This is a genomic window from Coleofasciculus sp. H7-2, from assembly GCF_042747725.1.
Classification (GTDB): Bacteria; Cyanobacteriota; Cyanobacteriia; order Cyanobacteriales; family FACHB-T130; genus FACHB-T130.
In genome coordinates this window covers 1-26,328 of record NZ_JBHZGO010000015.1, presented here as the reverse complement: position 1 = coordinate 26,328, position 26,328 = coordinate 1, and the positions used below count along the sequence as shown (strand labels likewise).

24 protein-coding genes and 1 pseudogene are annotated in these 26,328 nt (G+C 46.5%); 12 read left to right on the top strand and 13 right to left on the bottom strand.

Features of this window, described 5'->3' with window-relative positions:
- The first annotated feature begins 7 nt into the window (after positions 1 to 7).
- From ACFW2W_RS02550 to ACFW2W_RS02540, 3 genes are all read left to right on the top strand, one after another.
- Entirely contained in the window at positions 8 to 1,450 is a 1,443-nt protein-coding gene (locus tag ACFW2W_RS02550; RefSeq protein WP_378172913.1) for a bifunctional orotidine-5'-phosphate decarboxylase/orotate phosphoribosyltransferase, read from the top strand.
- A 284-nt stretch (positions 1,451 to 1,734) separates the two neighbouring features.
- Entirely contained in the window at positions 1,735 to 2,211 is a 477-nt protein-coding gene (locus tag ACFW2W_RS02545; RefSeq protein ID WP_378172910.1) for an SRPBCC family protein, read from the top strand.
- A complete protein-coding gene (locus ACFW2W_RS02540) occupies positions 2,201 to 2,461 on the top strand; it encodes a hypothetical protein (protein ID WP_378172908.1) in 261 nt (86 codons plus the stop codon). Before ACFW2W_RS02545 ends, ACFW2W_RS02540 begins: the two co-directional genes overlap by 11 nt.
- A gap of 120 nt (positions 2,462 to 2,581) precedes the next feature.
- Here ACFW2W_RS02540 and ACFW2W_RS02535 read toward each other — a convergent pair whose 3' ends face one another.
- The 3 genes and pseudogenes from ACFW2W_RS02535 to ACFW2W_RS02525 form a co-directional block, all read right to left on the bottom strand.
- Positions 2,582 to 4,600, bottom strand: a complete 2,019-nt coding sequence (locus ACFW2W_RS02535) for a family 10 glycosylhydrolase (RefSeq protein ID WP_378172905.1) — start codon at positions 4,598 to 4,600, stop codon at positions 2,582 to 2,584.
- An 82-nt stretch (positions 4,601 to 4,682) separates the two neighbouring features.
- The gene (locus tag ACFW2W_RS02530; protein WP_378172902.1) at positions 4,683 to 5,222 is read right to left on the bottom strand and encodes a hypothetical protein; all 540 of its coding nucleotides are present in this window, start codon (positions 5,220 to 5,222) and stop codon (positions 4,683 to 4,685) included.
- Positions 5,223 to 5,274: 52 nt separating this feature from the next.
- Positions 5,275 to 5,423 (bottom strand): annotated as a pseudogene (locus ACFW2W_RS02525) (pyridoxal-5'-phosphate-dependent protein); the annotation flags it as partial.
- 423 nt (positions 5,424 to 5,846) lie between these two features.
- Here ACFW2W_RS02525 and ACFW2W_RS02520 point away from each other — a divergent pair.
- The 4 genes from ACFW2W_RS02520 to ACFW2W_RS02505 all read left to right on the top strand — a co-directional run bounded on the left by ACFW2W_RS02520 (position 5,847) and on the right by ACFW2W_RS02505 (position 12,056).
- Positions 5,847 to 7,718 carry an NAD(P)H-quinone oxidoreductase subunit F gene (locus ACFW2W_RS02520; protein ID WP_378172899.1) on the top strand — a complete coding sequence of 624 codons (1,872 nt, stop codon included), beginning with the start codon at positions 5,847 to 5,849 and terminating at the stop codon, positions 7,716 to 7,718.
- Positions 7,719 to 7,877: 159 nt separating this feature from the next.
- Positions 7,878 to 8,591, top strand: a complete 714-nt coding sequence (locus tag ACFW2W_RS02515) for a carbonic anhydrase (RefSeq protein WP_378172897.1) — start codon at positions 7,878 to 7,880, stop codon at positions 8,589 to 8,591.
- A 188-nt stretch (positions 8,592 to 8,779) separates the two neighbouring features.
- Entirely contained in the window at positions 8,780 to 10,288 is a 1,509-nt protein-coding gene (locus ACFW2W_RS02510) for an NADH-quinone oxidoreductase subunit M (protein ID WP_378172894.1), read from the top strand.
- Between the two features lie 466 nt (positions 10,289 to 10,754).
- A complete protein-coding gene (locus tag ACFW2W_RS02505; RefSeq protein ID WP_378172891.1) occupies positions 10,755 to 12,056 on the top strand; it encodes a CO2 hydration protein in 1,302 nt (433 codons plus the stop codon).
- Positions 12,057 to 12,183: 127 nt separating this feature from the next.
- Here ACFW2W_RS02505 and ACFW2W_RS02500 read toward each other — a convergent pair whose 3' ends face one another.
- From ACFW2W_RS02500 to ACFW2W_RS02485, 4 genes are all read right to left on the bottom strand, one after another.
- Complete coding sequence (locus ACFW2W_RS02500; RefSeq protein WP_378172889.1) at positions 12,184 to 12,585, bottom strand: fasciclin domain-containing protein; 402 nt, start codon at positions 12,583 to 12,585, stop codon at positions 12,184 to 12,186.
- Between the two features lie 138 nt (positions 12,586 to 12,723).
- Entirely contained in the window at positions 12,724 to 14,523 is a 1,800-nt protein-coding gene (locus ACFW2W_RS02495; RefSeq protein ID WP_378172886.1) for a diguanylate cyclase, read from the bottom strand.
- Complete coding sequence (locus tag ACFW2W_RS02490) at positions 14,516 to 14,908, bottom strand: response regulator (protein ID WP_378172883.1); 393 nt, start codon at positions 14,906 to 14,908, stop codon at positions 14,516 to 14,518. The genes ACFW2W_RS02495 and ACFW2W_RS02490 overlap by 8 nt, the downstream gene beginning before the upstream one ends.
- A gap of 306 nt (positions 14,909 to 15,214) precedes the next feature.
- The gene (locus ACFW2W_RS02485; RefSeq protein ID WP_378172880.1) at positions 15,215 to 19,243 is read right to left on the bottom strand and encodes a PAS domain S-box protein; all 4,029 of its coding nucleotides are present in this window, start codon (positions 19,241 to 19,243) and stop codon (positions 15,215 to 15,217) included.
- Between the two features lie 630 nt (positions 19,244 to 19,873).
- Here ACFW2W_RS02485 and ACFW2W_RS02480 point away from each other — a divergent pair.
- A complete protein-coding gene (locus ACFW2W_RS02480; protein ID WP_378172877.1) occupies positions 19,874 to 20,164 on the top strand; it encodes a hypothetical protein in 291 nt (96 codons plus the stop codon).
- A 155-nt stretch (positions 20,165 to 20,319) separates the two neighbouring features.
- Here ACFW2W_RS02480 and ACFW2W_RS02475 read toward each other — a convergent pair whose 3' ends face one another.
- Both ACFW2W_RS02475 and ACFW2W_RS02470 read right to left on the bottom strand, forming a co-directional pair.
- Positions 20,320 to 20,523 carry a hypothetical protein gene (locus ACFW2W_RS02475; protein WP_378172874.1) on the bottom strand — a complete coding sequence of 68 codons (204 nt, stop codon included), beginning with the start codon at positions 20,521 to 20,523 and terminating at the stop codon, positions 20,320 to 20,322.
- Complete coding sequence (locus ACFW2W_RS02470) at positions 20,523 to 20,783, bottom strand: hypothetical protein (protein ID WP_378172872.1); 261 nt, start codon at positions 20,781 to 20,783, stop codon at positions 20,523 to 20,525. The genes ACFW2W_RS02475 and ACFW2W_RS02470 overlap by 1 nt, the downstream gene beginning before the upstream one ends.
- Positions 20,784 to 21,038: 255 nt before the next feature.
- On the opposite strand from ACFW2W_RS02470, the gene ACFW2W_RS02465 reads away from it, so the two are divergent.
- From ACFW2W_RS02465 to ACFW2W_RS02455, 3 genes are all read left to right on the top strand, one after another.
- A complete protein-coding gene (locus tag ACFW2W_RS02465) occupies positions 21,039 to 21,545 on the top strand; it encodes a transposase (protein WP_378172869.1) in 507 nt (168 codons plus the stop codon).
- Between the two features lie 24 nt (positions 21,546 to 21,569).
- On the top strand, positions 21,570 to 21,920 hold the full coding sequence (locus tag ACFW2W_RS02460) for a cupin domain-containing protein (RefSeq protein WP_378172867.1): 351 nt from the start codon (positions 21,570 to 21,572) through the stop codon (positions 21,918 to 21,920).
- 195 nt (positions 21,921 to 22,115) lie between these two features.
- Complete coding sequence (locus ACFW2W_RS02455; RefSeq protein ID WP_378172864.1) at positions 22,116 to 22,565, top strand: pyridoxamine 5'-phosphate oxidase family protein; 450 nt, start codon at positions 22,116 to 22,118, stop codon at positions 22,563 to 22,565.
- A gap of 262 nt (positions 22,566 to 22,827) precedes the next feature.
- Here ACFW2W_RS02455 and ACFW2W_RS02450 read toward each other — a convergent pair whose 3' ends face one another.
- The 3 genes from ACFW2W_RS02450 to ACFW2W_RS02440 all read right to left on the bottom strand — a co-directional run bounded on the left by ACFW2W_RS02450 (position 22,828) and on the right by ACFW2W_RS02440 (position 24,149).
- Complete coding sequence (locus tag ACFW2W_RS02450; RefSeq protein WP_378172972.1) at positions 22,828 to 23,121, bottom strand: clan AA aspartic protease; 294 nt, start codon at positions 23,119 to 23,121, stop codon at positions 22,828 to 22,830.
- A 68-nt stretch (positions 23,122 to 23,189) separates the two neighbouring features.
- On the bottom strand, positions 23,190 to 23,462 hold the full coding sequence (locus ACFW2W_RS02445) for a hypothetical protein (protein WP_378172970.1): 273 nt from the start codon (positions 23,460 to 23,462) through the stop codon (positions 23,190 to 23,192).
- Between the two features lie 522 nt (positions 23,463 to 23,984).
- Positions 23,985 to 24,149 carry a hypothetical protein gene (locus ACFW2W_RS02440; RefSeq protein WP_378172861.1) on the bottom strand — a complete coding sequence of 55 codons (165 nt, stop codon included), beginning with the start codon at positions 24,147 to 24,149 and terminating at the stop codon, positions 23,985 to 23,987.
- Positions 24,150 to 24,184: 35 nt separating this feature from the next.
- Between ACFW2W_RS02440 and ACFW2W_RS02435 the strand changes: the two genes are divergently transcribed.
- Complete coding sequence (locus ACFW2W_RS02435) at positions 24,185 to 24,544, top strand: hypothetical protein (RefSeq protein ID WP_378172859.1); 360 nt, start codon at positions 24,185 to 24,187, stop codon at positions 24,542 to 24,544.
- A gap of 25 nt (positions 24,545 to 24,569) precedes the next feature.
- On the opposite strand, the gene ACFW2W_RS02430 is transcribed toward ACFW2W_RS02435, so the two are convergent.
- Complete coding sequence (locus ACFW2W_RS02430) at positions 24,570 to 25,979, bottom strand: hypothetical protein (RefSeq protein WP_378172856.1); 1,410 nt, start codon at positions 25,977 to 25,979, stop codon at positions 24,570 to 24,572.
- Positions 25,980 to 26,328 lie beyond the last annotated feature (349 nt).

The window sequence follows — 26,328 nt, the reverse complement described above, 5'->3', positions numbered from 1 at the left end:
AACACCTATGAACTTCTTCGATAAATTACTGCAAGCAATCGAGCGCAATCAAAGCTTACTGTACGCAGGACTCGACCCAGATATAGAGAATCTAGCAAAGCGCGATGGGGCTAGCGCCATTCTCCCTTCGGTCGATCGCACTCTTCTTAGCGACCAGCTACAATTGGTCATTGCAGAAACTGCCGATTTAGTTTGCGCCTATAAACTCACCCTCGGCTATTATCAAGCGCTAGGGGCAACAGGTTTAGAACTACTTCAGCAAACCCTAGCAGCCATCCCCGCCGACATTCCAGTGATTTTGGATGCCAAGCACGGCGACCTCAACACCAGCACCGTCTTTGCCCAAACCGTATTTGAAGACTGGAAGGTGGATGCTGTCACCTTGAGTCCTTACCCAGGACTTGACTTAGCGGCTCCCTTTTTGGTCTATCCTGCCAAAGCTGTCTTCGTGCTATGTACCACTGACAACCCATCAGCCGCCGTGTTGCAAGAATATCCAGGCACAGGACTACCCTTTTACCTACATCTAGTGAAAGAAGCCCAAACTTGGGGCACGCAAGAACAACTAGGGCTAGAAGTGGGGGCTGCAATGCCGGAAATTCTGACTCGCATCCGCAATATCGCGCCAGAACGCCTGATTTTAGTGCAGGAATGGTCAGAAGACCAAAACTTAGCTCAGATGCTGGCGGCTGGCTTAAACAGCTATGGAGAAGGGCTACTCCTGCCAGTACCCCCAGATTTATTAACCACCGAACACCCGGCTGAGGCTGTCCAAGCCTTACGCGACACTGTTAATGAAGCACGTCTCAAAATTGTGCAGGAAAGCCCCACCTGTGACTTGTGGCTTCCAGATGTTTGCTTCTTGCAGCCTTCTCCCCACCGAGCTTTGATTTTGCAACTTTACGACCTTGGTTGCATTATGTTTGGCGATCGCGTGCAAGCCTCTGGAGCCATTTTCCCCTACTACATCGACCTGCGGATCATCATCTCCCAACCGCAAATCTTCCATCAAATTTTGAGTGCTTACGCCGAGATTCTCAAAGATTTGCACTTTGACCGAATTGCCGGAATTCCTTATGGTTCCTTACCCACCGCTACGGGGTTAGCGCTGCGCCTAGACCGTCCGATGATTTTCCCGCGCAAGGAGGTAAAATCTCACGGCACCCAACGAGCGATCGAGGGTCATTTCCAGGCGGGAGAAACAATTGTCGTTGTCGATGATATTCTCATCAGCGGCAATAGCGTCATGCAGGGGGCAACGAAACTCAAAGATGCTGGATTAAATGTCGAAGATATCGTAGTGTTGATCGACCATGAAAAAGGAGTCAAAGATCGGCTTCAGGAAAACGGCTATCGGGGTCATTCTGTGCTAGGGATGGGGGAAGTTGCCGAAACGCTGTACGAGGCGGGGCGGATCAATTCCGAGCAATTCCAAATTTTGAGCCATTAGCCTCGTCATACATCAAGGCAGGAGAAGGCAACATAGATTCAGATGTCAATATTGCCTTCGTGGAGACTGACGCAGCGATCGCACTCATGCTGTGTAGGAAGCGATTCGATATTAAACTTAAGAAATTCCCAGGGTAATATAAACCCTTAAAAAATATCTTTAATTTTTTAGCAAAAATCATCAAAAACGTCTTGTAATTGATAAAATTTCAAAGCAAGCGATTCCGAAGCGTCAACTGCAAAAAAAATTTACCAACGAGCAAATGACTTGGGTGGTGAAGAGAATTGGAACACTTTGAGGTTAGCGAAACCGTCTCCCTCCCCATAGAAACCGTCTGGGAAGCTCACGAGGATGTACATCTGCTAGAACGCATCTCTCCACCGTTTCCAGTAGTCAGGGTATTAGATTCCAACATTATTTGTGGTTTAGGTACGCGCTTTACAATCCGGGTAGAGCTTTTCGAGCAGATAGGAATCGACTGGCAAGTGCAAATTACTCGCTGGGAACCTCCGAGAAGATTTATTGATAAACAATTGCGCGGCCCGTTCCAATTCTGGGAACATATTCATCAGTTCATTCCCATTTCTGACACAGAGACACGCCTAGTTGATGTAATTAATTTTGAACTGAACCCATTTCTGGACAGTACCGCAATCCGCTGGGGTTTAGAGACAATGTTTCAGATGCGGATGAACAACCTCAAACAAACGTTGTTAAACGAAAATTTTTGGACAAATTTGAAGAACTCTGATGAAAGATAAACTCCTCAATTGGCTCAATCTGATTTTAGTAGCGGATGTGTTCCTAGTCTTGCTCAGTTTTGGGTGGCTAGCGATCGCTGTTTTCGGTCACTCGGTGGGCATTCCCCTCGGTCTCGATTTGTGGTACAAGCTTTGGCAACCCTTATTTACCCCAGCGCTTGGCATTCTCATGGGAGGCGCAATTCTCAGTGGGATAATTAGCCAAATCTCCAAGCGCCTGAACTCTAAAACAGAGTCTTTAGACTTATAACTACTAACGACTGGAAACACTAAGGCACAAAGGAAACACAAAGCAACGAAACCCAACATAAGCTATGTTATGTTGGGTTTCGTTGCCTCAACCCAACCTACAATTATTGTTAACTATAAGTTAGACGATGACGAGGACTCCCGCACTTTCATTAGCCATCCTATCTACCGCGCACACAGCGTAAGTTCCCGGCTCAACCGTCGCAAACGTTATCTCTCTCGAAAGGATTCTTTGCAGCGTCCAAGTTGTACCACTTTGCTTATAAAGCGTCCAGGAGCGAATATCGGGATTGGTAGCAACATTCCATGTCAGCTTGCCATTTCTCAACCCCAGTGCCGTTGGGGGCGCGGGTGGTGTCGTATCCCGCCACGACATCGCGGGTGCTAGTGCTGGTTTGGTATAAGTCGAGGTTTTGAATTTGTCATAGATGCCCTGACGATTTTCAACAAAGGATTCCATACTGAAGAAGATATTCCCCAGAGACAAATTCCCGCTCAAGTTGCGAGTAATTTCAACTTGCTTTTCTATCTCCCCAAGAGTCCAAGCCTTGCCATCCAACTGTCCCAGATTATTACCAGCGTAAATATGTCGATCTTTGGGGTTATTATCCGTCCACCACTTCAGCAATACGGGGTAACTTTGGGCGGTTTGGTCGATGCGCCAGTAGAGTTGCGGGGCGAGATAATCAACCCAGCCTTGATCTAGCCATTTTTTTGAATCGGCATAAAGTACGCTGTAGGCATCTAGTCCCCGAATTTGAGGCGGCTGTCCCGGACGATAAATGCCAAAAGGACTAATACCAAACTTGACGTGTGGCTTGGTTGCCTGAATTCCCCGCGATAGGCGCTGAACCATTTGATTCACATTGTCCCGCCGCCACTCACCTAAAGAGAGTTTCCCACCAGCAGCCGTATAGGCGGCGTAGGTTTTATTGTCGGGAAAAGATTTGCCTTCGATGGGATAGGGATAGAAATAGTCATCCAAATGGATGCCATCCACGTCATAGCGACGCACTACATCGAGAATGACGTTGTATGCCCTGTCCTGAACCACTTTCAATCCGGGGTCCATCCACGTCTGATTACCCCATAAATAAACCGCTTCGGGGTTGGTGACGGCGATGTGAGGACGGACTGGCGGGGAGTTTTTGATGGAGACTCTGGCGCGGTAAGGGTTGAACCAAGCATGAAGTTCAATATTGCGCTTGTGGCATTGGGCGATCGCATACTCCAGCGGATCGTAAAATGGCTCTGGTGCTTTTCCCTGATTTCCGGTCAGCCAATAACTCCAAGGTTCTAATTGCGAAGCATAAAAGGCATCCCCTTCCGGTCGTACCTGCAACACCAGCGCATTCATTTTCATCGCTTGCATTCGGTCAAGGATGCCGATGAGTTCAGCTTGCTGTTGTGCAGCCGTCAGTCCCGGTTTGGAAGGCCAATCACTGTTCCACACAGTTGCTACCCACACACCCCGAAACTCCCGCTGATGACTGACTTTGACAGTCGGAGTCTGACTGGGGGCGTTGGGTTTTGGAGGCACTACGATGTAGGGAGATGCAATCCGAGGCGCTTCGTCTAGATACACTAAAGCTTGATAAATAAAAGCCGCAACATCGCCACGAGTTGCTGCCAGATTGGGATTGAATAATTTTACATTCGGGTAGTTCACCACCAGCCCTGCTTTCGTCGCTACTGCTATTTCGTCGGTGGCATAACTAGGAATTGCAGCGGCATCTTGATATATCTGTGGCAGTGCTGTTTTCAGGTCAGATTTTACATTCGCGGCAATCTGCAAGCCACTGACTAAAGAAACTAAAACTTGCGTCCTGGTAATCCTGTCTGCTGGACGGAAGCGATTATCAGGAAAACCGCTAATAAATAGTGTTTCGTAAGCTTTTTGAATAGCACTCGCCGCCCAGTAAGTAGAAGGAACATCAATAAAGGGGATATACTGTCGTTTCGCCGGTCTGGAAAATGCTGTGCTAATCAGGGTTGCAAATTCAGTACGAGTGATGGATTGATTCGGGCGAAAAGTCCCATCGGGAAACCCGTTAATAATGCGACGCTGGGCTAAAGCTTCGATGAATAAGCGTGCCCAATGAGTTTGAATATCGGAGAATTGAGTCGGGGATGTCACCATAGTTGTTGCTAATTGGGAAAAAGGTAATGGGTAATTGGTCAGTAGCACAACCCAAGGATTAAGGAGTACTGACGATTACCTATTACCGCTTGATAATTTGTTCTAATGCCTCAGAGATAACCTGCCGTTGTTCGGCATCGTAACCCCAGCGTTCTAAAAATGCTTTGTAGCTACCTTCGCCAGTGACGGCACTTTCCAATAACTTTTGAGACAGTTCGTAGACAGAAGGAAGTTCCACCAGTTCGATAATTCGAGTGGTACGCGATCGCACTCTTTGGGATGATTGCGCCATCTCTTCGTTACCATTGCGATGATGGGCAACTGCCATCGCCGCAGACATGGCTACATTTTTGACTAATAATTCTGAAACTGTGTCTGGATTTGACTGCAATGCCTGTACAACAGCAGCAGAGGGATTATCGGCGATTGTCCCCTCAGAGGTTAGGTAAGTGACGAAAAAGCCTCTCGCCCCATTTTCAGTTTTCACTAATTTTCCCACTACTTCGGCTATCTGTGCCTCGGATAATTCACCCGCTTGCATCTGGGAGAGTAAAGATTGAGTCAGCGCGATCGCACTCTCAAAGGTTACTTTTTCTGGAACTGTAAACGCAGATCCACTCATGATTGTGCCTGAAAATCGTTCTCATGCGATGATAGCCAATTTAGAGTCGTGCCTCCCACAAGAAAAACATCGTGGTGCGGATGGCTTCTTCCGATACCGTCACCATATCATCGACGTAGTGCAACACCAATGCAACACCAACGGGAAAGTAATGTTTCCCCGGCAAGGAGTGCGTGCCCCATCAGCAATCGTGTCAGGTAAGGCAGTGGAATGAATCGCAGAGGTGTTGTGTTCTGTCATAACAAAATCCTATCGCCTGCAAAGATGCTTCAGGACAGCCTTCATAAGGTTCGCTAAACACATTGCATCATCCAACATATTTGATGCCACCGATAGCAATTTTATCTATAGATGTTTATCTATAAATACCATATAGATTATTGATAGCGACTGCTCGATAGCCTAAAAACCTATGTTGGCACAGAGTTATATAAGTTTTTGTTAGAGGCTTAATCGCTTAATTGTCTAAATCAAGGATTCCCTTTTTGGTGCTTTAGAAAATAAGATAAGCAGAACGATTAAGAAATTATCAATCGGCATTCGACTCACTGCATAGGTTGGCTTGAGGAATTACGGGTTGGCTTGAGGCAACCCTAGCTTTGCTGCAAGTTTGGAGGTAATTCAATGGTTCAGTTTCTCATCGATACTATTTGGTTAGTCCCTTGCTATGCCTTAATTGGTGCTATTTCCGGGCTATTATGGTCGCCCGGTATCATCCGTCGCACAGGGCCGCGACCCGCTGGTTACATTAACTTGTTGATGACATTTTTGGCGTTCGTTCATAGCTTAGTTACTTTGCAAGCTATTTGGAACCAGCCGCCTCAAGAAATCACGTTTACATGGCTGTCGGCAGCGGGTTTGGATTTAAATTTTCCCCTGGAAATATCAGTAATTAACGTTGCAGCGATCGCTTTAGTAACCGGATTGAACCTGCTAGCGCAGACATACGCGATCGGCTACATGGAGATGGACTGGGGGTGGGCACGCTTTTATGCCTTGCTGGGGCTTTTTGAGGCAGGGATGTGTGCTTTAGCTTTGTGCAACTCGTTGTTCTTTAGCTACGTAATTCTAGAAATCCTCACCTTGGGGACTTATTTGCTGGTAGGACTTTGGTTTAGCCAGCCGTTAGTGGTGACGGGGGCGCGGGATGCTTTCTTAACCAAGCGGGTTGGGGATTTAATCATGCTGATGCCAGTAATTGCCTTATATCCCCTGGCAGGAAGTTGGAATTTTAATGAGTTAGCAGAATGGGCAAAAACCGCTAATTTAGACCCTACAGTAGCCGCGCTATTAGGTTTAACTTTAATTGCTGGTCCGATGGGTAAATGCGCTCAATTTCCGTTGCATTTGTGGTTGGATGAGGCAATGGAAGGCCCGCTTCCCAGCACGATTTTGCGGAACTCGGTCGTAGTGGCAACGGGTGCCTGGGTGTTAATTAAGTTACAACCTGTGTTAGCACTTTCTCCTGTAGTGTCGTTGGCGCTGATATCGATCGGTGGGGTGACGGCGGTTGGCGGTTCCTTAATTGCGATCGCGCAAATTGATATCAAACGCGCTTTATCTTATTCCGTCAGCGCCTACATGGGATTGGTATTTATTGCCGTAGGCACTCAGCAAGATGATGCAGCTTTGTTGTTGATCTTGACTCATGCGATCGCAATGGCGTTGTTAGTAATGAGTGTTGGTGCAATTATTTGGAACAACGTCACCCAAGACTTAACGCAACTCGGCGGTTTATGGTCGCGCCGCCCTATATCTGGATTAGCCTTTGTGGTTGGGACGCTGGGATTAATCGCTTTTCCGCCTCTAGGCAGCTTCTGGGCATTGCTGAAATTGGCAGATGGTTTGTGGGCAACTCAACCTTGGCTAGTCGGGTTATTGCTGGTGGTCAATGTTTTGACAGCCTTCAGTTTAACGAGAGTGTTTGGGCTGATTTTTGGCGGAGAACCCAAACAAATGACTGTGCGATCGCCAGAAGCATTTTGGCCTTTAACTTTCCCCATGATAATTTTGCTCGGCTTCACCCTCCACCTCCCCTTAGTTTTACAAAGTTTGTCGCTACTACCGAGTTGGGCAACCTTCAATAAAGATATGGCGCTGCTGTTAATTTGGTCTAGCATCTTTGGTTGCAGCCTTGGCGGTGTGATTTATCTCGGTAAAACGTGGCAAAAACCCGTCCAACTTCCCTGGAAACCTCTGCAAGATTTGTTGACTTATGACTTTTACACCGCCAAAATTTACCGCGTGAGTATTGTTTTCAGCGTTGATTTAATTTCCCGCTTCATCTCTACCTTCGATCGCTACTTAGTGGATGGCTTCGTTAATTTTGTCGGCTTTGCTTCCCTTTTCGGCGGACAAAGTTTGAAATACAGCACTTCCGGACAATCCCAAGCTTATGCGCTGACGATAGTAATGGGAATAATCGGGTTGGGAATGATGTTATACTGGCGCTTTTTTCATGAGGCTTCACCGCTGTTTGTAGCACTCGCTCAGTAGGTAAAGTGTGGGCAATAGCTACCCTACTGAACTAACTGACAACCTGGTTGATTTAGAACTTCCTGTCATTAGTGATTTGTCAATCGGAAACAAGACATGACTAATGACAACAGACAAACAAAACGAGTATTTACCCATTAGAAAGGAAGGTACGAACCAATGAACGCAAAAAAACAGAAAGGACATTTCTCCAGACGGAACTTGCTGAAATTTAGCGCCGGGGCACTAGGAACAGGGGTCGTAACAGCCGGACTCGGAGCCAAGTTGTTTTTTCCCGACCAAGCTGTTGCAGAAAATGACATGACACCCGATCAAGCGCTGCAAAGTTTAATGGAGGGGAATCAACGGTTTATTACCAGAAAAACTAAAAATATCAACCGAGATTTTGAACGTTTGGTAGCCGTTGCGAAAAGCCAGAAGCCATTTGCAGCGATTCTCGGATGTGCGGATTCGCGGGTTCCTTCTGAGATTATCTTTGACCGGGGATTTGGAGATTTGTTTGTATGCCGCGTCGCGGGAAATGTCGCCACTCCGGAGGAAACTGGCAGCCTAGAATTTGGCAGTTTAATATTAGGAACCAAGCTAATAATGGTCATGGGACACAAAAGATGTGGGGCGGTAGATGCCACCATTAAAGGTGCCCCAGTCCCCGGTCAGATCGGTAGCTTACTTGAGGCGATTAAACCCGGTGTAGAAAAATCCAAAGGAAAACCCGGCGATTGGCTAGAGAATGCTAGCAAAGCAAATGTTTTGGTTCAAGTAGAAAACTTGAAATCTTCTCCTGTTATCTCTCAGTTAGTTGAGGAAGGAAAACTGAAGGTTGTAGGTGGTTATTACGATTTGGACACTGGCAAAGTTACCTTGCTGAGTTAGCCAGAACTATAGCAATCCTATTTAAGTGGTGAGATATTCTTTAGTTGCCGAAACGCGATCGCGCATTAGTCAACGCATAAAATAGAGGAGAATATCTCATACCTAAATCAGGATTTCTATATGCCCCAATCGCCATTTCTAGAGTTCCCAAGTTCAGTTAGTCAACCGGAATCAGCAAATAACAAACTATGCTCAGCACTTTAATTTGGCTGCCATTCTTAGGTGCCGCTCTCGTCGGATTTTTACCTAACTTATCTGCTAGTCAGACACGTTTACTCGCGTTAGCGATTGTCAGTGGAATTTTACTAGAGACAGGATTTCTACTAACTCAATTCGACCTGAACAATGCCGGGATGCAATTCTCTGAATTTATGCCCTGGATTGACACTTTGGGATTGAATTACCGCCTCGGTGTTGATGGTTTGTCTTTACCGCTGTTGGCTTTGAATAGCCTGCTGACATGGATTGTTATTTACAGCACCTCAAAGCAGATTACTCGTCCTCAGCTTTACTATTCTTTAGTGCTGCTGGTCAATGCCGGAATTGCTGGTGCCTTCCTGTCGCAGAATTTGATGCTGTTTGTGTTGTTCTACGAACTGGAACTGATTCCGCTGTACTTGTTAATTGCCATCTGGGGTGGAACTGAAAAGCGTGGCTACGCAGCGATGAAGTTTCTCATTTATACAGCGCTTTCTGGAATTTTAATTCTGGCGGCATTTTTGGGTATAACTTGGCTGGGTAACGCTCCTAATTTTGATTACAATGTCCACATCGCTCAAGGTTTACCGCTACAAGCGCAGCTGATCCTGCTAACAATGCTGGTGGTCGGTTTCGGAATCAAAATTCCCTTAGTTCCGTTGCATACTTGGTTGCCAGATGCTTATGTAGAAGCTTCCCCACCCGTAGCCATTCTTTTGGGTGGCATCCTGGCAAAGTTAGGAACGTATGGTTTGGTACGGTTTGGTTTGGGAATGTTTCCCGAAACGTGGACAATTGTGGCACCTGGGTTAGCGATTGTCGGAGCGTTTAGTGCCGCTTATGGTGCGCTGAGTGCGATCGCTCAAAAAGATATCAAACGCATGGTTGCTTATAGCTCTATCGGTCACATGGGCTATGTTCTGTTAGCCGCTGCCGCCGCTACACCGCTTAGTGTACTCGGTGCCGTCTTACAAATGGTTAGTCACGGCATCATCTTAGCCATCCTCTTCCATTTAGTGGGCGTTATCGAAACCAAAGTCGGCACCCGCGATTTAGATGTCTTGAATGGTTTGTTGAGTCCCCAACGCGGTTTACCTCTTACCACTGCTTTGCTAGTTCTGGGCGGAATGGCGAGTGCTGGTATCCCCGGTATGGTAGGCTTTATCGCTGAATTTTTAGTGCTGCAAGGCAGTTTCACAGTATTTCCAATTCCAACCCTAGTTTGTGTGATTTGTAGCGGTTTAACGGCAGTTTATTTTGTAATTCTCATTAACCGCACCTGTTTCGGCAAACTGAACAATACCGCAGCATACTATCCCAAAGTTGAATGGGTTGAGCGCACACCAGCTTTAGTTTTAGCAGCCTTAATCTTCTTCTTGGGAATTTATCCCACTTGGCTGGTGCGTTGGAGCGAACCGACAACAGCTGCAATGGTTGCTACTATTCCCAAGACTACTAATCAGCAAGTTGCTATCAACTACCAGTCTTCACAGCAATAGAAAGTTACTTTCATTACTCTCGTTCCTTCGCTCAGACTGGAAACGAGAAACCTAAGTCGAATGGCACTGACTTAAACCAAAATTCCGTAGGCTGGGCCCTTGGAACGAAACCCAGCAACCCCTATAGAGCGTTGGGTTTCACTATCGTTCAACCCAACCTACTAGCTTACGCAAAGCTTATACATATAGCGTTTTGTAGGGGCAATCCCTCTGTGGTTGCCCTCAGATGTGGTGATGTTGCGTAAGTCCTGGTTGGCAAATTTTGATTGAGCGAATTTTATCAACCCAGCATTTTAGTCTAGACGTGCTACTACAGCTTTCGTTCCTTGGCTCAGCCTGAAAACGAGAAACCTAAGTCCCCTTAAAAGCCAAGGAAGGGGTTGGGGGAAAGGTCAAAAACATTGTCCGCACAACAAAATAACGACTCATCAAAAAACCTTCAACAATTCATCTAAAGGAACTAAAAATGGTACAAACTACACCTAAGCCTGCAACTAAATTACCTCCTTCTAATCATGAATTTGCCGAAATAATTCACCGCTTAGAAGCTGGTGGTGCAATGCTCCCGGATACGCCGGAAAATCTCATGCAAATTATCGGTATTTATAAAGCGTATGCAGTACCGATGGATTTCTACTGGCGCGACCTGCTGTATATTGCCGAGCGTGTCTTTTTAAATCCCTTTCCCTTCTTTAAATACTTCCTGCCCAAGGAATATTTGGAGTTACATAATCATTACGCTGGAGACGATGCAGATTTGCGGATTTGGCGTGGAGAAGCCACTGCTCATCCCGAACTTCTAGAGTTTATTGAGAAGGGCGAAACTTCTAAAATGCCCAAGTTATTCCATCACTTAGGGCATGACCGGATAAATATGGAATTTGCCGAAGCTTGTATGCAAGCAATGCTTTGGCACGGCAGAGACATGGGTTGGGGTAAATTCGATGCCTATCTGGATAGCGATGAATATAAAGCTAATGCAGACAGAGCAATTAAGGCTTACTTCCAGGGTAATCCGGCGATGCTGGGACTGTATAATCTGTTCCCAGATATGTTCTTAGAACAGGTGCGTCAACTGTCTTACTACAGTAATTTAGGCTTGTTCTGGGAAGTGATGGCTCCGGTTTTCTTTGAAATGTCCGACCTCTACGATGAGGGGAAAATTACCAGTGTGCCGGAAGCGATGAATTTTCTAGTAAATGGAATTTTTGCGATCGCGGGTCGTCCCATTTATCATCACGTTTACATTCGCGGTGAAAAATATGAAATTATCCCCAAATCTTGCGGTTTCACATGGCTGTACGAGGCAGCATTACCGTATGTGGAAGCAGTTTTCTACCGCACCGCTCCATTCCGGGGTACAAAGTCCTACAATGCTCAGGCGAAGCAAGTTCCTGAAAATCAGAAAGACTTCCACTATGGAATTCTCTATGCTGATGTATTTCCGGTGGGAAATGCTGGCATTCCGCCGACATTATTAATGCAGGATATGCTGCATTTCCTGCCACCCTATCTTGTGGATTACTATCGCCAACACTGCCGGGGTGAAGATGATATGTTAATCCAGTTAGGGATTACTTTCCAACGATCGATGTACTGCGTTACTTCTGCTGTCATCCAAGCATTGCGGACTGCACTTTTGTATCCTTTAGACGACTCTAATCAGAAGCATTTACAAGCAAATCGCGAGTTTTTTGAAACTCAGATGGATCGATTTAAGCGTCCTGAAGCTCGTTTGCGCGATATTCAGCGGTCGGATTATCGATAGGAGATCCCCCCAACCCCCCTTAAAAAGGGGGGCTTTTTTTGAAGCGATCGCTGATGAATGCCTTGATTCCTCCAACACGCCTTAAATAGGTTTTTTAAAAGGGAGCGATCGCTCCCTTTCATTTGATTCAACCCATCAAAATTACCGTGTCGATAACGTGAATAACGCCGTTATCCGCTTCGATATCTGCTGCGAGAACCGTGGCATTTTTCACCTCAAAACCATCAGAACAATCAATTTTGATGGGTGAACCTTCAACTGAGATGACAGAACTTACTTTCTCCAAATCAGCTCTCATTAACTTGCCAGGGACGACATGATACGTGAGAATTCTGGCAAGCTGGGGAATATTTTGCACCAAGGTTTGAATCGTTCCTGGTGGCAGTTTGGCAAAGGCATCATCATTAGGTGCAAAGACAGTAAAAGGACCAGGACTTTTCAGCGTATCCACCAAACCCGCCGCTTGGACAGCAGTTACTAAAGTCTTGAAAGAACCAGCACTAACTGCAATATCAACAATGTCAGCCATCTGTTTTAACTTAATATATTGTATGGAAAAAGCTCTGGTAACAGTGTAGGGTAAGCCTTGCCAATATTATTGGATTGGCTATTTGCGATCGCTTTAAATCTTTAATATTAGTTAAAAGCAGTTGTAATCTTTTACTCTTCACATAGCAAGGATCACCTGATTGCGTCCGCGTCGTTTAGCTTCATAGAGAGCTTTATCTGCGGCTTCATTGAGTTGTGTCGCTTCATCTACGTTGGGGAAGACAGCGATGCCACAGCTAAAAGTAACCGAAAACTCAGCGCCGTCAGACTGCTGCCGAACTTGTGCAAAACCTTCGCGGATTCGATTGAGAACTTTCACGGCTGTTGCACCATCTGTATTCGGGAGAATAGCCGCAAACTCTTCCCCGCCATAACGACCCGTAATATCAGTTTTACGCAAACGCTGCTGCAACAGACGGGATAAACTTTTCAGTACGCGATCGCCTGTGAGATGACCATAGGAATCGTTCACTGACTTAAAATCATCAATATCAATCATGGCAAAGGCAATGTTCGTGTTTTCCCGCTGACCTCGTTCCACCTCAATACTCAGTTGCTCCTTAATCGTCGTATGATTGAGCAGCCCAGTCAGACTATCGCGCACCATCACCGAACGTAAAAGACGCGATCGCTGCACTCGCGGCATCACCGACGCAATCAGATGATTTGGCTGAATCGGCTTTGTTAAAAAATCATCCCCACCTAGCTGAATCGCCGCCAGCTGCTTATTCACATCCGTCTCCATCGACAGAAACACAATCGGAATGCCCACATAAGCCGGTTGCTGACGGATAACCGCTGCCAGTTCCACTCCATTGCATCCCGGCATATACATATCTATCAAAATTAGATCCGGTCTGAACTCAATTAAAGGTGCCATCACCTGCAACGGATCTGTCACCACCACAGCCGTCATTCCCGCCTGTTCCAAAGTCCAACCATAGAAGAATGCCAAAGGTGCATCATCGTCAACAATTAAAATGCGATACGGCTCTGGTATTTGCGGCACAGTCAGCAAATCCAGAGCATCAATCAATTCTCCAATGTTAATCGGCTTGGGAAAATACGCCTTTCCACCCGCTCTCACCGCCTGTAAACGAGCCATTAGATCGTTTCTGGCAGAGATAAACAAAACTGGCAGCGGTTGCTCGCGGTGCTGCTGGATGGCAGTAATGGTTTTTGGACCTGCGAGACTGTCTTCGGGAAAAACAACATCCACAATTGCAGCAGCGGGTGGCGTTTGCGCGATCGCCTCCTCCAATTCAGCAATTTGGTCAAAAGTGCGAACCTGATAACCAAAACAACTGATTTGCAGCGCCAAATCCTGCGACAGATGCGGATCGTCTTCCACCAAAAAAATCAGCCGATTCTCTAACCAAGGCTCTTGAGACTGCGGCGGAGGGAGGTTTAGATCCAGTACAAAGGTGTCCTCCACAGTCATCGCCTGTTTCAATCCTCCTACCAGCATGCAGATTTGTGCTTGCTCTTCTGCGGTTGGCAACTTTCCACTATCCAGAATCGCTTTGAACACCAGTTCCAAGGTTCGTGCCGCATTACCTAACCCCAGCAACCCAAACGTGCCACTAGAACCCGCCAAACGGTGCATCAGGTGGTGTAGCGTCTCTAAAGGTGAGCCAGCGGCTTCTAGCAGGGACTGAGGCGGATTGGGAGAGGACGAGAGGGGATGAACATCTGAGGTGCTGAGGCGCTGATGTTCTTGATTCTCTCCTGCGCCGGGTGGGGTTTCCACATCCCCACACCCTTGCTCCTCGGCTCCCTCTGTCCCTCTTTCCTCAAGGCTTAGCAGCAGCTGATGCCAAATTGTTTCAATCTGCTCAATTTGACTCGGCAGTTGTTGCCTATACGCAAGGCGTAAGGCATTGAGTTGATCTTGCGGATCTTGAAGCGCATCAATCATGGTACTGAGACCACATACGATTGAGAGTTGCAGAAAGGGTCATTGGATCGAACGGCTTCGCAATCACATCCAACACACCGAGTTGCTTATAATAAACTACTTCATGGGTTTGCACTTTGGCAGTCAGGAAAATTACAGGAGTGCTTAAAGTTGGCGGGAGTTCCCGCAGTGCCTTCAGCGTAGTCATCCCGTCCATACCAGGCATCATCACATCCAGCAAAATCAAATCTGGGGCAAATATCGGCGCTTTCTGAATCGCTTCACTCCCAGAACTACAAACTTCTACCGTGAAACCGCCGACTACTTTCAAACCCAAACAGGCAACGGTTTGAATATCCAGGTCATCTTCCACAAACAAGATACGATTTAAAGGTGGAGTTGTCATATTGCTTTTAATTGATTACTCATTAATTTAAACTGAGTGGAAAAAAAGAGAGTGGATAAATCAGGTAGAGAAGCAGAATTTTACATTTCTTGTCTTTGAACGAAAATTGCTAATTGCTCATGGTTCAGGGTTCATTGTTCTTACCCAATGAACCCTGAACCATGAACTACCCATTAGCCGCTTCCACAAATTATGTTGATTTTAACCGCCGAGCTGAGAAAGCTTAATAATGAGTATTCAAACAAAATTGAATTTATAACAAATTTTCAAATTTTCCGAAGTTCAAAAATTAGTAATTATTCAGAATTAAGAAGTGGAATTATTGCGTCCAATTAAGGATTTAATCGTTTCCAGCAACTGCTGATTGGAGGTGCGGGATTTGACAAGTGCCGCAGCCACTTGATGCGCCGCCTCCATACCAATTGTATTGGCAGAGAAAACGACGGCGGGGATGGAGGAACAAGTCTGGTTGTGGAGATCCGCTAGCAATTCTAGACCAGAACCATCCGGTAAACTGAGGTCAAGAATCACTAAGTCAAAAGTTTTAGAAACTAGCTTGTGTCTTGCCTCATCAAGATTCTTAGCTGAATCAATTTCGGCTATATTCTGCAAAATAGTTGAGACGACCTGAGTTAAATCCGGATCGTCCTCAACATACAAAATATTAGGCTTACTGTCTGAGTGCTGCCGAACTGCTTGCCGGACTGCTGCCATCAACCGCGCCTGATCGATTGGTTTATCCAGCCAGTCTATCACCGGCAACCCACCGCCGCTGAGTTGTTCGCGCCCCTGTTGTGCTTTGGCAGAAACAACCACAATCGGTAGACTTTGGGTATTTTCATCTTCCCGCAGTTCGCGGATCAAGGAGATGCCATCTTGACCGGGTAGCGCTAAATCTACAGTCATCGCTGCATAGCAGTTTTGTGCCAGAAGCTGCTTGGCTTGCGCGGCATTATAGGCGATGTTTACGCTTAAACCTTCTTGTTTTAGCATCAGCGACAGCAGAGTGGCAATATCAGGATCGTCTTCACAGATGAGGATGGGGAGAGTTTCCGGTGAGTTGGAAGTCGTAATTTTCGATATCAGTGCTTCGTGCCATTCAGGTAAATCGAAGTAGAAGGTAGTCCCGACATTAGTTTGAGTTTCAAAACCAATATCTCCTCCGAGTTTTTCGACGATTGCTTTGCAGATACTTAAGCCTAAGCCAGTTCCTCCCTTTTGACGGGTATCGGAGGAATCCGCTTGGGCAAATTTCTGAAAAATCCGGGGGCGAAAGTCTTCGGGAATTCCACAACCCCAGTCGGTAACGGCAACTCGAATGAAAGAATTAGGGATGAGGGATGTAGGGCTTTGTCCTTCCCGAAGGGTGGGATGAATGAGTTGATCGGTTGAAAGCTGAGATTCAGAAGCGATGACTTCCACCGCCGAATCTAATTTATCCTTGGTTTTTGCTGTTTCATGCTTCTGGAAGCGGGAAACGGAGAGGGTGATGGTGCCATTGGGGGGAGAGAATTTGGCGGCGTTGGAGAGTAGGTTAGTCAGTACCTGTATCAGGCGATCGCGATCGACATTCACCTGAACACCGGGCAACCCAGACTCCAATACCAACTGCACCCCATACTGTTCGCCATAGCCACGGTTCGCCTCCAGCGCCTGTTCTACGAGTGGCATTAGTTCCACCGGATTGAGATGAAAATCCATTTTGCCGGATTCAATCTTTTCAATATCTAAAATGTCGTTAATTAGGAGAATCAGACGCTCAGTATTTTTATGAGCAATATTCACTAACGCCTTTGCCTCATCTGGAATTTCACCCGCCACGCCTCCAGAAATTAAACTCAAGGAACCGCGCACCGAAGTTAGCGGCGTCCTCAATTCATGGCTGACGATGGAGACAAATTCGTTTTTCAGTTGCTCCACCTCCTTGCGCTCGGTAATGTCGCGCACGATTGCCAGCACTTCATCCCCTCCGTTGACAACAACGCGAGCTTCATAATCGCGCCCAGAGCCTTGTCCCATTTGGTAAGCGGGATTCAAGGGAGCGAGCAGTTGATATTCAAAGACTTGTATCTCGTTAGTAGACAGCGCTTTGGCTACATAATGCAGCATCTGCTGCGCTACCTCGGTTGGCAAAATCTCCTGCACAGTTTGACCCATGACTCGATCGGGACTGAGCGCCCGAACGTCATTTTTAGCCGCTTTGAAGTCTAGAAAGGTGCCATCTTTGCGGATGCGAAACATCGAATCTGGGATCGCGTCGAGGAGGGCGCGAGTTTTGGCTTCGCTTTGGCGCAGGACTTCGCTTTGGCGGAGTGCTTCCTCTGCGAAGATGCGTTCGGTGATGTCGGTGGCGACGCCAATTGCGCCAGTCACTTCGTTGTTCGCGTCTCGTAGGGGCGAATAGCGCACCTCGAAGGTCAATTTGCCCATTTTTACCAGTGATGTCAAGGCTTTGTCGGATAGCGCTTGCCGAACATCTTCGAGAATTTGGGGGATGTGGCGGTACACGTCAAAGATGGATTGACCGACAACCTCACCCGCTGGCAATCCCAAAGCATCCATTCTCGCACCTTCTGAAAAGCTAATGACACCCTGACGATCTAAGGCAAATAGAAGGATTGGCGCACTTTTTACCACAGTCCGCAGACGTTCCTCGCTATCGCGCAAGGCAGTTTGAGCAGCTTGCGATCGCGCAAGTTCCGCTTCCACCTGCTCGAACAAAGCGGCTTGTTGAATGGCGATCGCTATCTGCACGCTCAGTGCCTCTAGCAGTTCGACTTCCTCAAATTGCCAGTGCCGCGACGATCGACAGTGATGGGCAATCAGCAGCCCCCACAAGTGTTCTCCTTGCAAAATCGGCACGACTAAGTTAGCTCGCACCTGCAATTGCTCCAGCAATTGGACATGACACGGCGCTAAACCCGCTGTGTAAATATCATCAATCACTCGGATTCGACTGGATTTATATAAGGGTGCGTGTTCGTTTTGAAAGCAAGTGTCCTGAATATTGATGCCTAAAGTTGGCATCCAACCCTCACCCACCGACTCTACAATGACACTGCCACTCCAATCCGGCTCAAAGCTGTACAGAATCGTCCGATCTGTCTGAAGAAACTGCCGCACTTCCTCTGCGGCGGTGTTGAGGACATCCTCCAGCTTCAAGGATTGGCGGATACGCTCTTGCATGGCTCCTAAGAGCTGCTCTCGTCGCAGAATTTGCCGTAAAACTGCTTCAGCGTGCTTGCGGGCTGTAATGTCAGTGTGAATCCCAATCAACCCCACCACATTGCCATTGTCATCGGTAATAGCGTCAGCTCTTAGCAACACTGATAGGGTGCGATCGCTACGAGTCCGCATCTCGACTTCACCACTCCAGCAGGAGTTGCCTTGGGTGATGGCGCTGATGACTTCACGAGCAATATTCGGATCGCAGTAGCGGATGCTTGGCCCTCCAGCCGCATTTATTTCGTCTGTGGTGTATTCAAATAATTCCACAAACGCCTGATTGTGATATAGGGACTGCCCTTTGGCGTTCGTAATGATGATGGCATCGCTGGCATTTTCAACGGCTTTGCTAATGCGAACGAGCTGTTCTTGGGCTTCCACGCGGTCGGTGATGTCAGTCTGTACGCCGACGAAGTTTGTGAGTTTCCCTGCGGCATTCTTTACTGGCGCAATTCGCAGTTCATTCCAGAAAAGGGTTCCATCTTTGCGGTAATTCCGCAAGATGACATTGCACTCTTTTCCCTCCCGGATTGCCGTTCGCAACTCGGCGATAGCGGGTTGCTCTGTATCGGTTCCTTGCAAGAAGCGGCAGTTGCGCCCTAGGACTTCGTGGGAGTACCCCGTCATTTCCTCGAAACGGGGGTTGACATAAATCAGGGGATTGTCTGGCTGGTTGGCGTCGCTAATGACAATACCATTCTTGCTAGCAGCGATCGCGTTCTCCAACAGGTGCAGGTGTTCCTCTAATTGATAGCGCTCGGCGATCGCTTCTCTCAACACAATCAATCCGCCGATTTCACCTGTGCCAGTGCGCCACGGCTGTACTTCCCACCTTACCCAGTCCACAGTCCCATCAGTACGGGGTAAAGATTCTTCAAACTTCTCTATGCCTCCCGCTAAACAACGCTGATGGATTGCCTGCCAACGATCGGAAACTTCACTCTCAATTTCATAGTAAGAGCGCCCGATAATGTCCTCGCCAAGATTGCCCTCCGTCAGCCATCGATGACTGAACAGCAGGTAACGCATCTCGCGGTCGAACATCGCCACGGCTGCTGGCGCTTGCTGGATAAACAGTTGAAGTAGCTCTTGATTATCGGTGTAATTCATGAGTAAGGCTGGGGGTGAGCGTGAAATTAAAGTCACGCAGCTAGATACTTCTATTTCAAGGGTGCCCAAATGCAATCTTCAGCTATCATCTGCATCAATAAATCGCTTCTTCAGGGCGCTAGCAATACGTCTCAGTTAAGGTGTCGATCCCGCCTTAGCCCCTTTTTAAGCGGGTAAACTTCTCCTAGCCTCCCAATTTATCGCAGAGTTGAGGAGATCGAAATTGAGTGCTAGGGAGTCAAAACTCATGTCACCGAAAAACGAGCGGAAGCCCCTGGATGCGCGACATGGGGAGGTAAGCGATTAGCGGTTAAAACAGCCTGTAAATATTTTCTTTCATTGCAGTGATATCCTAAAAGGATGAAAAGCATCCTGAATATTAGCTGCAAACTTCAACCAACATCTGAGCAGGCGGACATGATTCAGGCAACCCTTCAGGCGGAGAGCAGATGCTTGCAACTACATCAATCAGAATGTTGACGCAAAACTGACAAACAACGTCAGGATTCAAACTCTTGTCTACGCTCAAGTCAGACAACAATTTGGGCTTTCTGCCAATCTTGCAGTTAGGGCAGTTAAGGTTATTTCAGCACTCGCGGCATAGCGATCGAAGATGAGAAACTGAAGCGTTTGTTGCGAGAGCATTTAGGGCACATTTTGATGGAGCCGGATTTTGATGCCATTACAATCCAGATTCAGCGTCAAATTGAATCCTTGGTTCCTCAAGCTTCCGGTAAGTCTTTGATCTCTGCATCTTTGCTAGCTTCACATATCTACATTGCTCAGGCAGCAGGGATTGAGGAGGCGATCGCTAAGGTCAAGACACAGCATCCCCAAGAAACAGGAAAATTGGAAGCGATCGCAGTTGGAGGTATTCTGGCACCCGATCAGGTAATCTCTCTGGATACAAACCAGTTATAACTTTCTCATCCTGAGAGAACTTCCCAGGATAAGCCTAACGGCTGAATTGAGCGGCAAGCGATCGCCTAAAACTCAAAACTAAAATATCATATTTGTCCGCTCCAATGATTTGTTATGCCTCGATCGCTTCTCAATTCTTAACTTTTGCGATCGCCTCAACCCATCCACTCTATGCTTTCTCTTATTCCAAAGATGAATAGCAAAAGTACTATAAGAAGCAAAAAGATTAGATTTTTCGATATTACTAAAGCAAACACTAAAATGCCCAAAGCGATAAAGAATATGTGATTTTTATTGCTATTTTTTGTCTTTTTCGCCCTGGTTAAAGCAATAATTCTGTCAAGTTCAGAATCTGACACTAAACAACCTCTCTCTTAAAGTATAGATAGTGAAATGTCACTGCATTAGCTTGGTTATCTTGGTTGACGCTATGTGATACAAGTTCCCATCCATCGACTCCAGCAGCATTCAGGAGGTTTGGAAGAGTAGGTACTTCCTCAGTGTTAGCCAACCATCCTTTCACTCTTTTTCCGTCGATATCAAGAAGATTTATTTCTTGTGTAATGCCACGACCTTTGAAATCAAAGCGAATATTCTTGTATTCAAATTTCTTTTTCATGATTTGACTCTTCAATAACAATACGCATAACGTTCCCGGTTAGCGGCTGCTAATAACCTTCGCAACTCCACCTGCAGATACTGGTAGTCCGCTGCACTGGGGTTGTTATGCAGCGGTGATAAATTTCCATTGAAGACTCGCCTATGGGCACAAGCGGCAATACTGCTTGTCAAAAGGATGAGATATGAAATTGTCCAGATACATATTGAGAAGAATGTGTCAAGATGAGTGTGTGTCGTTCATGAGAGGTAAGATATGGCGATCGGCATAAACAACTCGCTTCAGCGTATTCAACCAAGCTCAGCATCGGTCAAAGTCGAAGTTCTTGCCAAGCTCTATTTGGAAAGCAAGCCCGCCACGATTTCCGATGCAATGATCGCACAATTTTGTGATTGGCTCTGGGGTGAGTATCAAAGCTTACCATTGAATGTAGAGTTCTCATGGTATGAGCGTTATCCCAGTGTCGTAGAGATGTTTGCTGATATTAAGCAAAGTCACGTTTGGGTATCTGCCGAGAGTTATGACACGACACTAGGACTCAATCCTATCTATAACTTCATTTTTCAGGCAATACATGACAATGATCACTACCTGACTAACAGTGACTTTAGTCTAGAAGGGGAAATCGCAACCTATAATGCCACTGCCAAACGTGCGCCCAGTCTAGATATTCAGAAGATTCTTTACTCCGAAAGCGTGCTGCGATCGGCTGCCTATCTTTTTCTGGGACATGCGTCGATTGCCAAAATCGTTTTTCCGTAATTCGCAAATCTAAGGAGTAATCCGATGACTACAGCCTTACTGCCATTGAAGGCAACCGCAATTTGTCTAGCCGACATGATTGAATACCCCAAAACTGGAGTACAGCGCAAAACTTTACTGAAGGATGTGAGTTGCCAATACATGCTGGTGTCTCTGGCAGCGGGGACGGAGATTGCTGAACATGCGTCTCCTCGCAACACTACGGTGCATGTGATTGAAGGGCAGGGAATGTTAACCCTTGAAGACAAAGAAATTGTCCTGGAACCAGGAGTCTTTGTGTTTATGCCTGCTGCCACACCTCATGCCCTCAAAGCGATGGCAAACCTGACATTCTTGTTGATACTTTCTGAAGGATCTCTTGACTCTAAGCATTGACCTTTATGTATTAACTGTCTGACGGAGACAGAGAGGATCACTACGCTGCTTTTGCTCCAACTTTAGAGAAGTTGACCATGAAATTTTTGATTCGATCGCTCGGCGCAAAGCAGACTAGCAATACTGATGGTTGATGAGGAAATAAAAGTGTGAGAGATAGAATTTGTCTTTTGAATTTTTAAGAGGAAAATTGTAATGTTAGACATTGATGAAATGGGACAAGAAGAAATACGAGGCTTCCTACAGGAGGTAGGATTCGGTCATCTTGGCTATATCCACGAAGGAAAACCTTACGTGATGCCAATGCACTATTATCTCGAAGATTCAGACATCTATCTGTTCACAACGGTCGGCATGAAGACCCATGATATAGATGCAAATCCAGAAATCTGTTTGCAGGTTGAAAAAGTTGACAACCCGCTTCATTGGCGCAGCGTGATTGTGACGGGTCAAGCCGAGCGGCTCACAGAGCAACCAGACATCGATCATGCGAGGCAATTTATCCAAAAGCATAATCCAACGCTTTCACCTGCCATCAACCGAACGTGGATTGACGCTTGGGGACGAGCGGAAGTAGTCGTAATCTACCGCATTCACCCCAGCGAAATGAGCGGACGGACGACTGATGGAATCAGCAGTCAATGAAGATTTGAAGGATCAGGGTGGTTGAATACGGTTACTCAAGCCTCAAGTAGGCACGGAGAGCGGAAGAACAGGGTTATCTCACCACTCCCTCGCTTAACGATAAGCACCAGTACATAGCCTGGAGATGCTTTCTCCACTGATAACCTGAGCTGTATAACGGCTAAAGTGAGCGGCGACGAAAGAACTAGAACGAAGCGCGAAGACTCTGTACCGTCCGCTCCACTGAGTTGTTAGCCTGTACTGCGTAACGCTGGATTAGCGGTTACAACTCGTCGATTGTCACTAATCCGCCTTCTGTGAACTGAATGACAAGTTCTTGTTCGTCTAGCAAAGCAGTTCCGAGAAAAGGTCGCCTTCCTGTTGCAATGACCAAGACTTCTCGCTCAGCACCATCCCAAAGGACGATCGCTTCGTGAAGTAGTAGCAAGACTTCACTGTTATCTGCCAGATTTGCAGGAGTGTCGTGTCTAAAGGTCAAGCCCATCAATGAAACCGCTTCCGGAGGAAGGCACAATTCTCCTGTGAAACCTGTATCGATGACAAACTCAATCGGGATGCTTCAACCATTCAGCAGCAAGAATGTCAACGCGACCATTGCGTGTCTATTCGTCACAGTCCCAGAAATCACTTGTAGACCCGCTCCATGACACCACCAAACGAGACAGCAACATTATATCCAATACGAATCCCAAAGAGTCGGGCGTTTGGGTGCTTCTTGCTAAGGTTACGAGATGCTTGCAACCCTGTTTTATCGACTTCATAATCACCTGTCTCAATGTCGATGATGACCATCTTGCCAATGTTGTCTTCGTTCTCGACCTGTTGACGGATTCCATTCTCGTACAGTTGCTTTGCACGTCGCGCAACTTCTTCGCGGCTTAGCAGAATCGCTTGCATGGGCTGACTCCTGATAGCTATTCGGCTTGCGTAGACTTCTTTATAAGATTTTACAGGTCGGTAGGATAAGCTAATGCTCACCCTACTAGCGTCTGCAATTAGGGATTAGGGCGTAAGAATCGTAGCGATGCCTGTTGTAAGTTGATGACGATCGATTGCCCAGACGATGGGACAAAAGCTCTAAGATCTTGGCAAGTGACCCAACGCCCTGCACCCGTCGGCGTGTTGTCAGCTACAAGACAGACCCGATACGTCTTTCCTGCTCTGATCCTATCGGTCACGATTCTCCTAAACTCTCTCTCGCGAGTCACGTTTGAATTGAGAACGTTGATGTTTGCACACATTCCAGTTCGTTGATCTGCATTGACTACCTGGATCAGAGCAGATATTCAGATAGAGATCGCCATTTCCAGGTGTAACATCCCCAGGAAACTGGAAGACTGGAAGCGATCGCAGTTGGAGGTATTCTGGCACCCGATCAGGTGATCTCCCTGGATACAAATCTGTTGTGACATCCTCATCCTAAGAGAACTTTTCAGGATAAGCATAACGTTCCCCTTCAGCGGCGGCAGATAACCTTTGCATCACCACCAATATCTTGATACCGTCCGCTGCACCAGGCTTGTTAGATGGCATTTCACTTTTGCATCCCACGGAGAGCGATCGCTTGCTATGATTAGGCATCATACCAAACAATTATCGCTTTTACTCTATGTGATTGGATGAGTAGAGTCACAATTTCGATCTTTAACACAAGCGACCCAGACAGCATCGAGCCGGTGGACTGTCTCGGTGTGGTAATCAACAGCCCTGAAGATGTGGTATCTGGGATAACAGATCGCTCAGGTAGATTTCAAGCAGATCTATCTCCCGGAAAGTATTTTTTCAACATCATTGACTATGCATTATTCCCAACCACTGAAAAAGGAATTCCTTATCTCCTGGATTACCCGATAGTTGTTAAAGTCAACCAGGACTTAGTGATTAAGGCAGAAATAGACTCTAGCTCAGTGCAAACCGAAGATGATATTCCTGAATTGTTAATAGTGAACGTGATTGTAGTTGCATACCCCTCAACCTGATTTCAGACTTGGTTTTCAGCCTTTTTTAGGCTACATGTGCCAAATCTGTAAACAGCTCTAGTTCAACTGGATACTCAAAAACCAGTTGAGCAGACAACCAGGGATTGGCAGCGCGAACTTCATCATAGAACGCATCAAGTTTCCAGTCTTCCTCTTTATTAGTTCCCAAATATTTTGTGAGAAACTCCAGACGCTTTGTTTGATAAGAATCTGAGGCTTGTAAACCTAGTTGATCCAAAGCTTCCAACTCAGACAAGATTATCCGGTCAGACTCAAGGCAGGCTTGATAATCAAGGTAGTAGAAAACTTGATCTCTCGATTGAGTCTGTTTAAGCGCCCCGTGACGGCGAAGTGCATTAAGTCTCATTTGTCCTGCCGCTGCATCGTGGTGAGAAATGATCAACCTATCTAGACTTTGACTCGGTGCAGCAAGTGTATACTTGAAAGCTCTATCCAAAATATCCATCAAAGTTACAGCCTGAATGAGTTGATGATTGAATAAATTACAACCCAGAGCATTCAAACCAACATTACTGCCACTGTCGGCGCGTAATTCTTCATCAACACCTCTCATGAACGATGCAGATTCCTTGTTCTTATGATTCATAGGCTGACTACCAAGAAAATGAGTCATGTTGTGCAAACTGATCAAAGCTGCTTGAACCTCATTGGCATCTGAGAACTCAAACAGTTGGCGAATTTCTGCTAACTGTTCAGGCAGCCAAAATGGCTCTAAAGCGGATAGAGTGTGGTTGACTGACTGAGCAGTATAGGTATTTAACAAATAGCCAACACTTTCGATACAAATCTCTGGCGGATCTGGTAGGTATTCAGGAATAAAGTACGGAGGGTGATGAATATTGGTTGCCTTCACCGTATGCGCGCCCACAAACCGAGTTCTCACCATTCCAATTGGACAACCGGGGTAGAGCGTAGTGTTAAGACGAGCTAATTGATTAGGATCATTGATAGCTAAGCCAGATGCCATTGAGTTCTCCCTGACCAAAGCCACAAATCCTGACCATAAAACGGGATGGTTGTGCATGGCGGGGACAGGTGCGACAATGACTGGCTGTCGAATCTGTTCAAAATTCTGCAAATAGAGCGTTTTTAGAGACTCCCAATTATTGCTCCTCAAAGCATTTGCATTCTCTCGACAAACCTGAGCATCCCAGAAAGCGTGACGCTCTTGATCTAAGTGATAAGCCGCATGATCTAAACAATTGGCAATTTTTTCGCTTAGAACTCTCTCGGCTGCTTGATTTAGGCATCCATGCAGTTGAAGAGATTGCAGACGATTTGCTAAATCTACTGCCTCGATTTGGCAATTGAGAGCAGTACGACGAGAAGCGGACAAACCTTGAAGAGAAGTTGACACCTCTACCTTACAAAGAAGTTGTTTGCGAGAGGAACGTTTACCAGATTCATCTGACATAGCTCTAAGCTCCAGTGCCTGAACATGACACTCACAGCATAGTAAAACCGCCTTAGCAAGCTAGATGTGTGCTTTGCTCACAACTGATTTTACATTGAGGCATTGGATGTGTGAAATTAGCACATTAAGAACCTTGAGTGAACTAGCCCAAGTGCAATGTTTGCACACTAAGCATAAAAACTAGGGCATCATGGTCAAAAAACTTGGTTCAGAAACACTTATCGGGACTTAAACAATGAATTAAAACCAAATGAGTTATGATCCATGCCAGATAAGAAGTTCACGTTGAAAAATACCCATGAAGGAAACTACACCCGACGCAATGCCTCCATGCTTTGAGAAATGGTGC

Coding starts and splice junctions, on each gene's coding strand:
- ACFW2W_RS02540 (WP_378172908.1), top strand. CDS start 2,201: ATGAAAGATAAACTCCTCAATTGGCTCAATCTGATTTTAGTAGCGGAT.
- ACFW2W_RS02515 (WP_378172897.1), top strand. CDS start 7,878: ATGAACGCAAAAAAACAGAAAGGACATTTCTCCAGACGGAACTTGCTG.
- ACFW2W_RS02465 (WP_378172869.1), top strand. CDS start 21,039: ATGGCGATCGGCATAAACAACTCGCTTCAGCGTATTCAACCAAGCTCA.
- ACFW2W_RS02435 (WP_378172859.1), top strand. CDS start 24,185: ATGAGTAGAGTCACAATTTCGATCTTTAACACAAGCGACCCAGACAGC.
- ACFW2W_RS02440 (WP_378172861.1), bottom strand. CDS start 24,149: ATGATGCCTAATCATAGCAAGCGATCGCTCTCCGTGGGATGCAAAAGT.
- ACFW2W_RS02510 (WP_378172894.1), top strand. CDS start 8,780: ATGCTCAGCACTTTAATTTGGCTGCCATTCTTAGGTGCCGCTCTCGTC.
- ACFW2W_RS02485 (WP_378172880.1), bottom strand. CDS start 19,243: ATGAATTACACCGATAATCAAGAGCTACTTCAACTGTTTATCCAGCAA.
- ACFW2W_RS02490 (WP_378172883.1), bottom strand. CDS start 14,908: ATGACAACTCCACCTTTAAATCGTATCTTGTTTGTGGAAGATGACCTG.
- ACFW2W_RS02530 (WP_378172902.1), bottom strand. CDS start 5,222: ATGAGTGGATCTGCGTTTACAGTTCCAGAAAAAGTAACCTTTGAGAGT.
- ACFW2W_RS02500 (WP_378172889.1), bottom strand. CDS start 12,585: ATGGCTGACATTGTTGATATTGCAGTTAGTGCTGGTTCTTTCAAGACT.
- ACFW2W_RS02430 (WP_378172856.1), bottom strand. CDS start 25,979: ATGTCAGATGAATCTGGTAAACGTTCCTCTCGCAAACAACTTCTTTGT.
- ACFW2W_RS02520 (WP_378172899.1), top strand. CDS start 5,847: ATGGTTCAGTTTCTCATCGATACTATTTGGTTAGTCCCTTGCTATGCC.
- ACFW2W_RS02505 (WP_378172891.1), top strand. CDS start 10,755: ATGGTACAAACTACACCTAAGCCTGCAACTAAATTACCTCCTTCTAAT.
- ACFW2W_RS02495 (WP_378172886.1), bottom strand. CDS start 14,523: ATGATTGATGCGCTTCAAGATCCGCAAGATCAACTCAATGCCTTACGC.
- ACFW2W_RS02445 (WP_378172970.1), bottom strand. CDS start 23,462: ATGCAAGCGATTCTGCTAAGCCGCGAAGAAGTTGCGCGACGTGCAAAG.
- ACFW2W_RS02550 (WP_378172913.1), top strand. CDS start 8: ATGAACTTCTTCGATAAATTACTGCAAGCAATCGAGCGCAATCAAAGC.
- ACFW2W_RS02470 (WP_378172872.1), bottom strand. CDS start 20,783: ATGAAAAAGAAATTTGAATACAAGAATATTCGCTTTGATTTCAAAGGT.
- ACFW2W_RS02455 (WP_378172864.1), top strand. CDS start 22,116: ATGTTAGACATTGATGAAATGGGACAAGAAGAAATACGAGGCTTCCTA.
- ACFW2W_RS02460 (WP_378172867.1), top strand. CDS start 21,570: ATGACTACAGCCTTACTGCCATTGAAGGCAACCGCAATTTGTCTAGCC.
- ACFW2W_RS02535 (WP_378172905.1), bottom strand. CDS start 4,600: ATGGTGACATCCCCGACTCAATTCTCCGATATTCAAACTCATTGGGCA.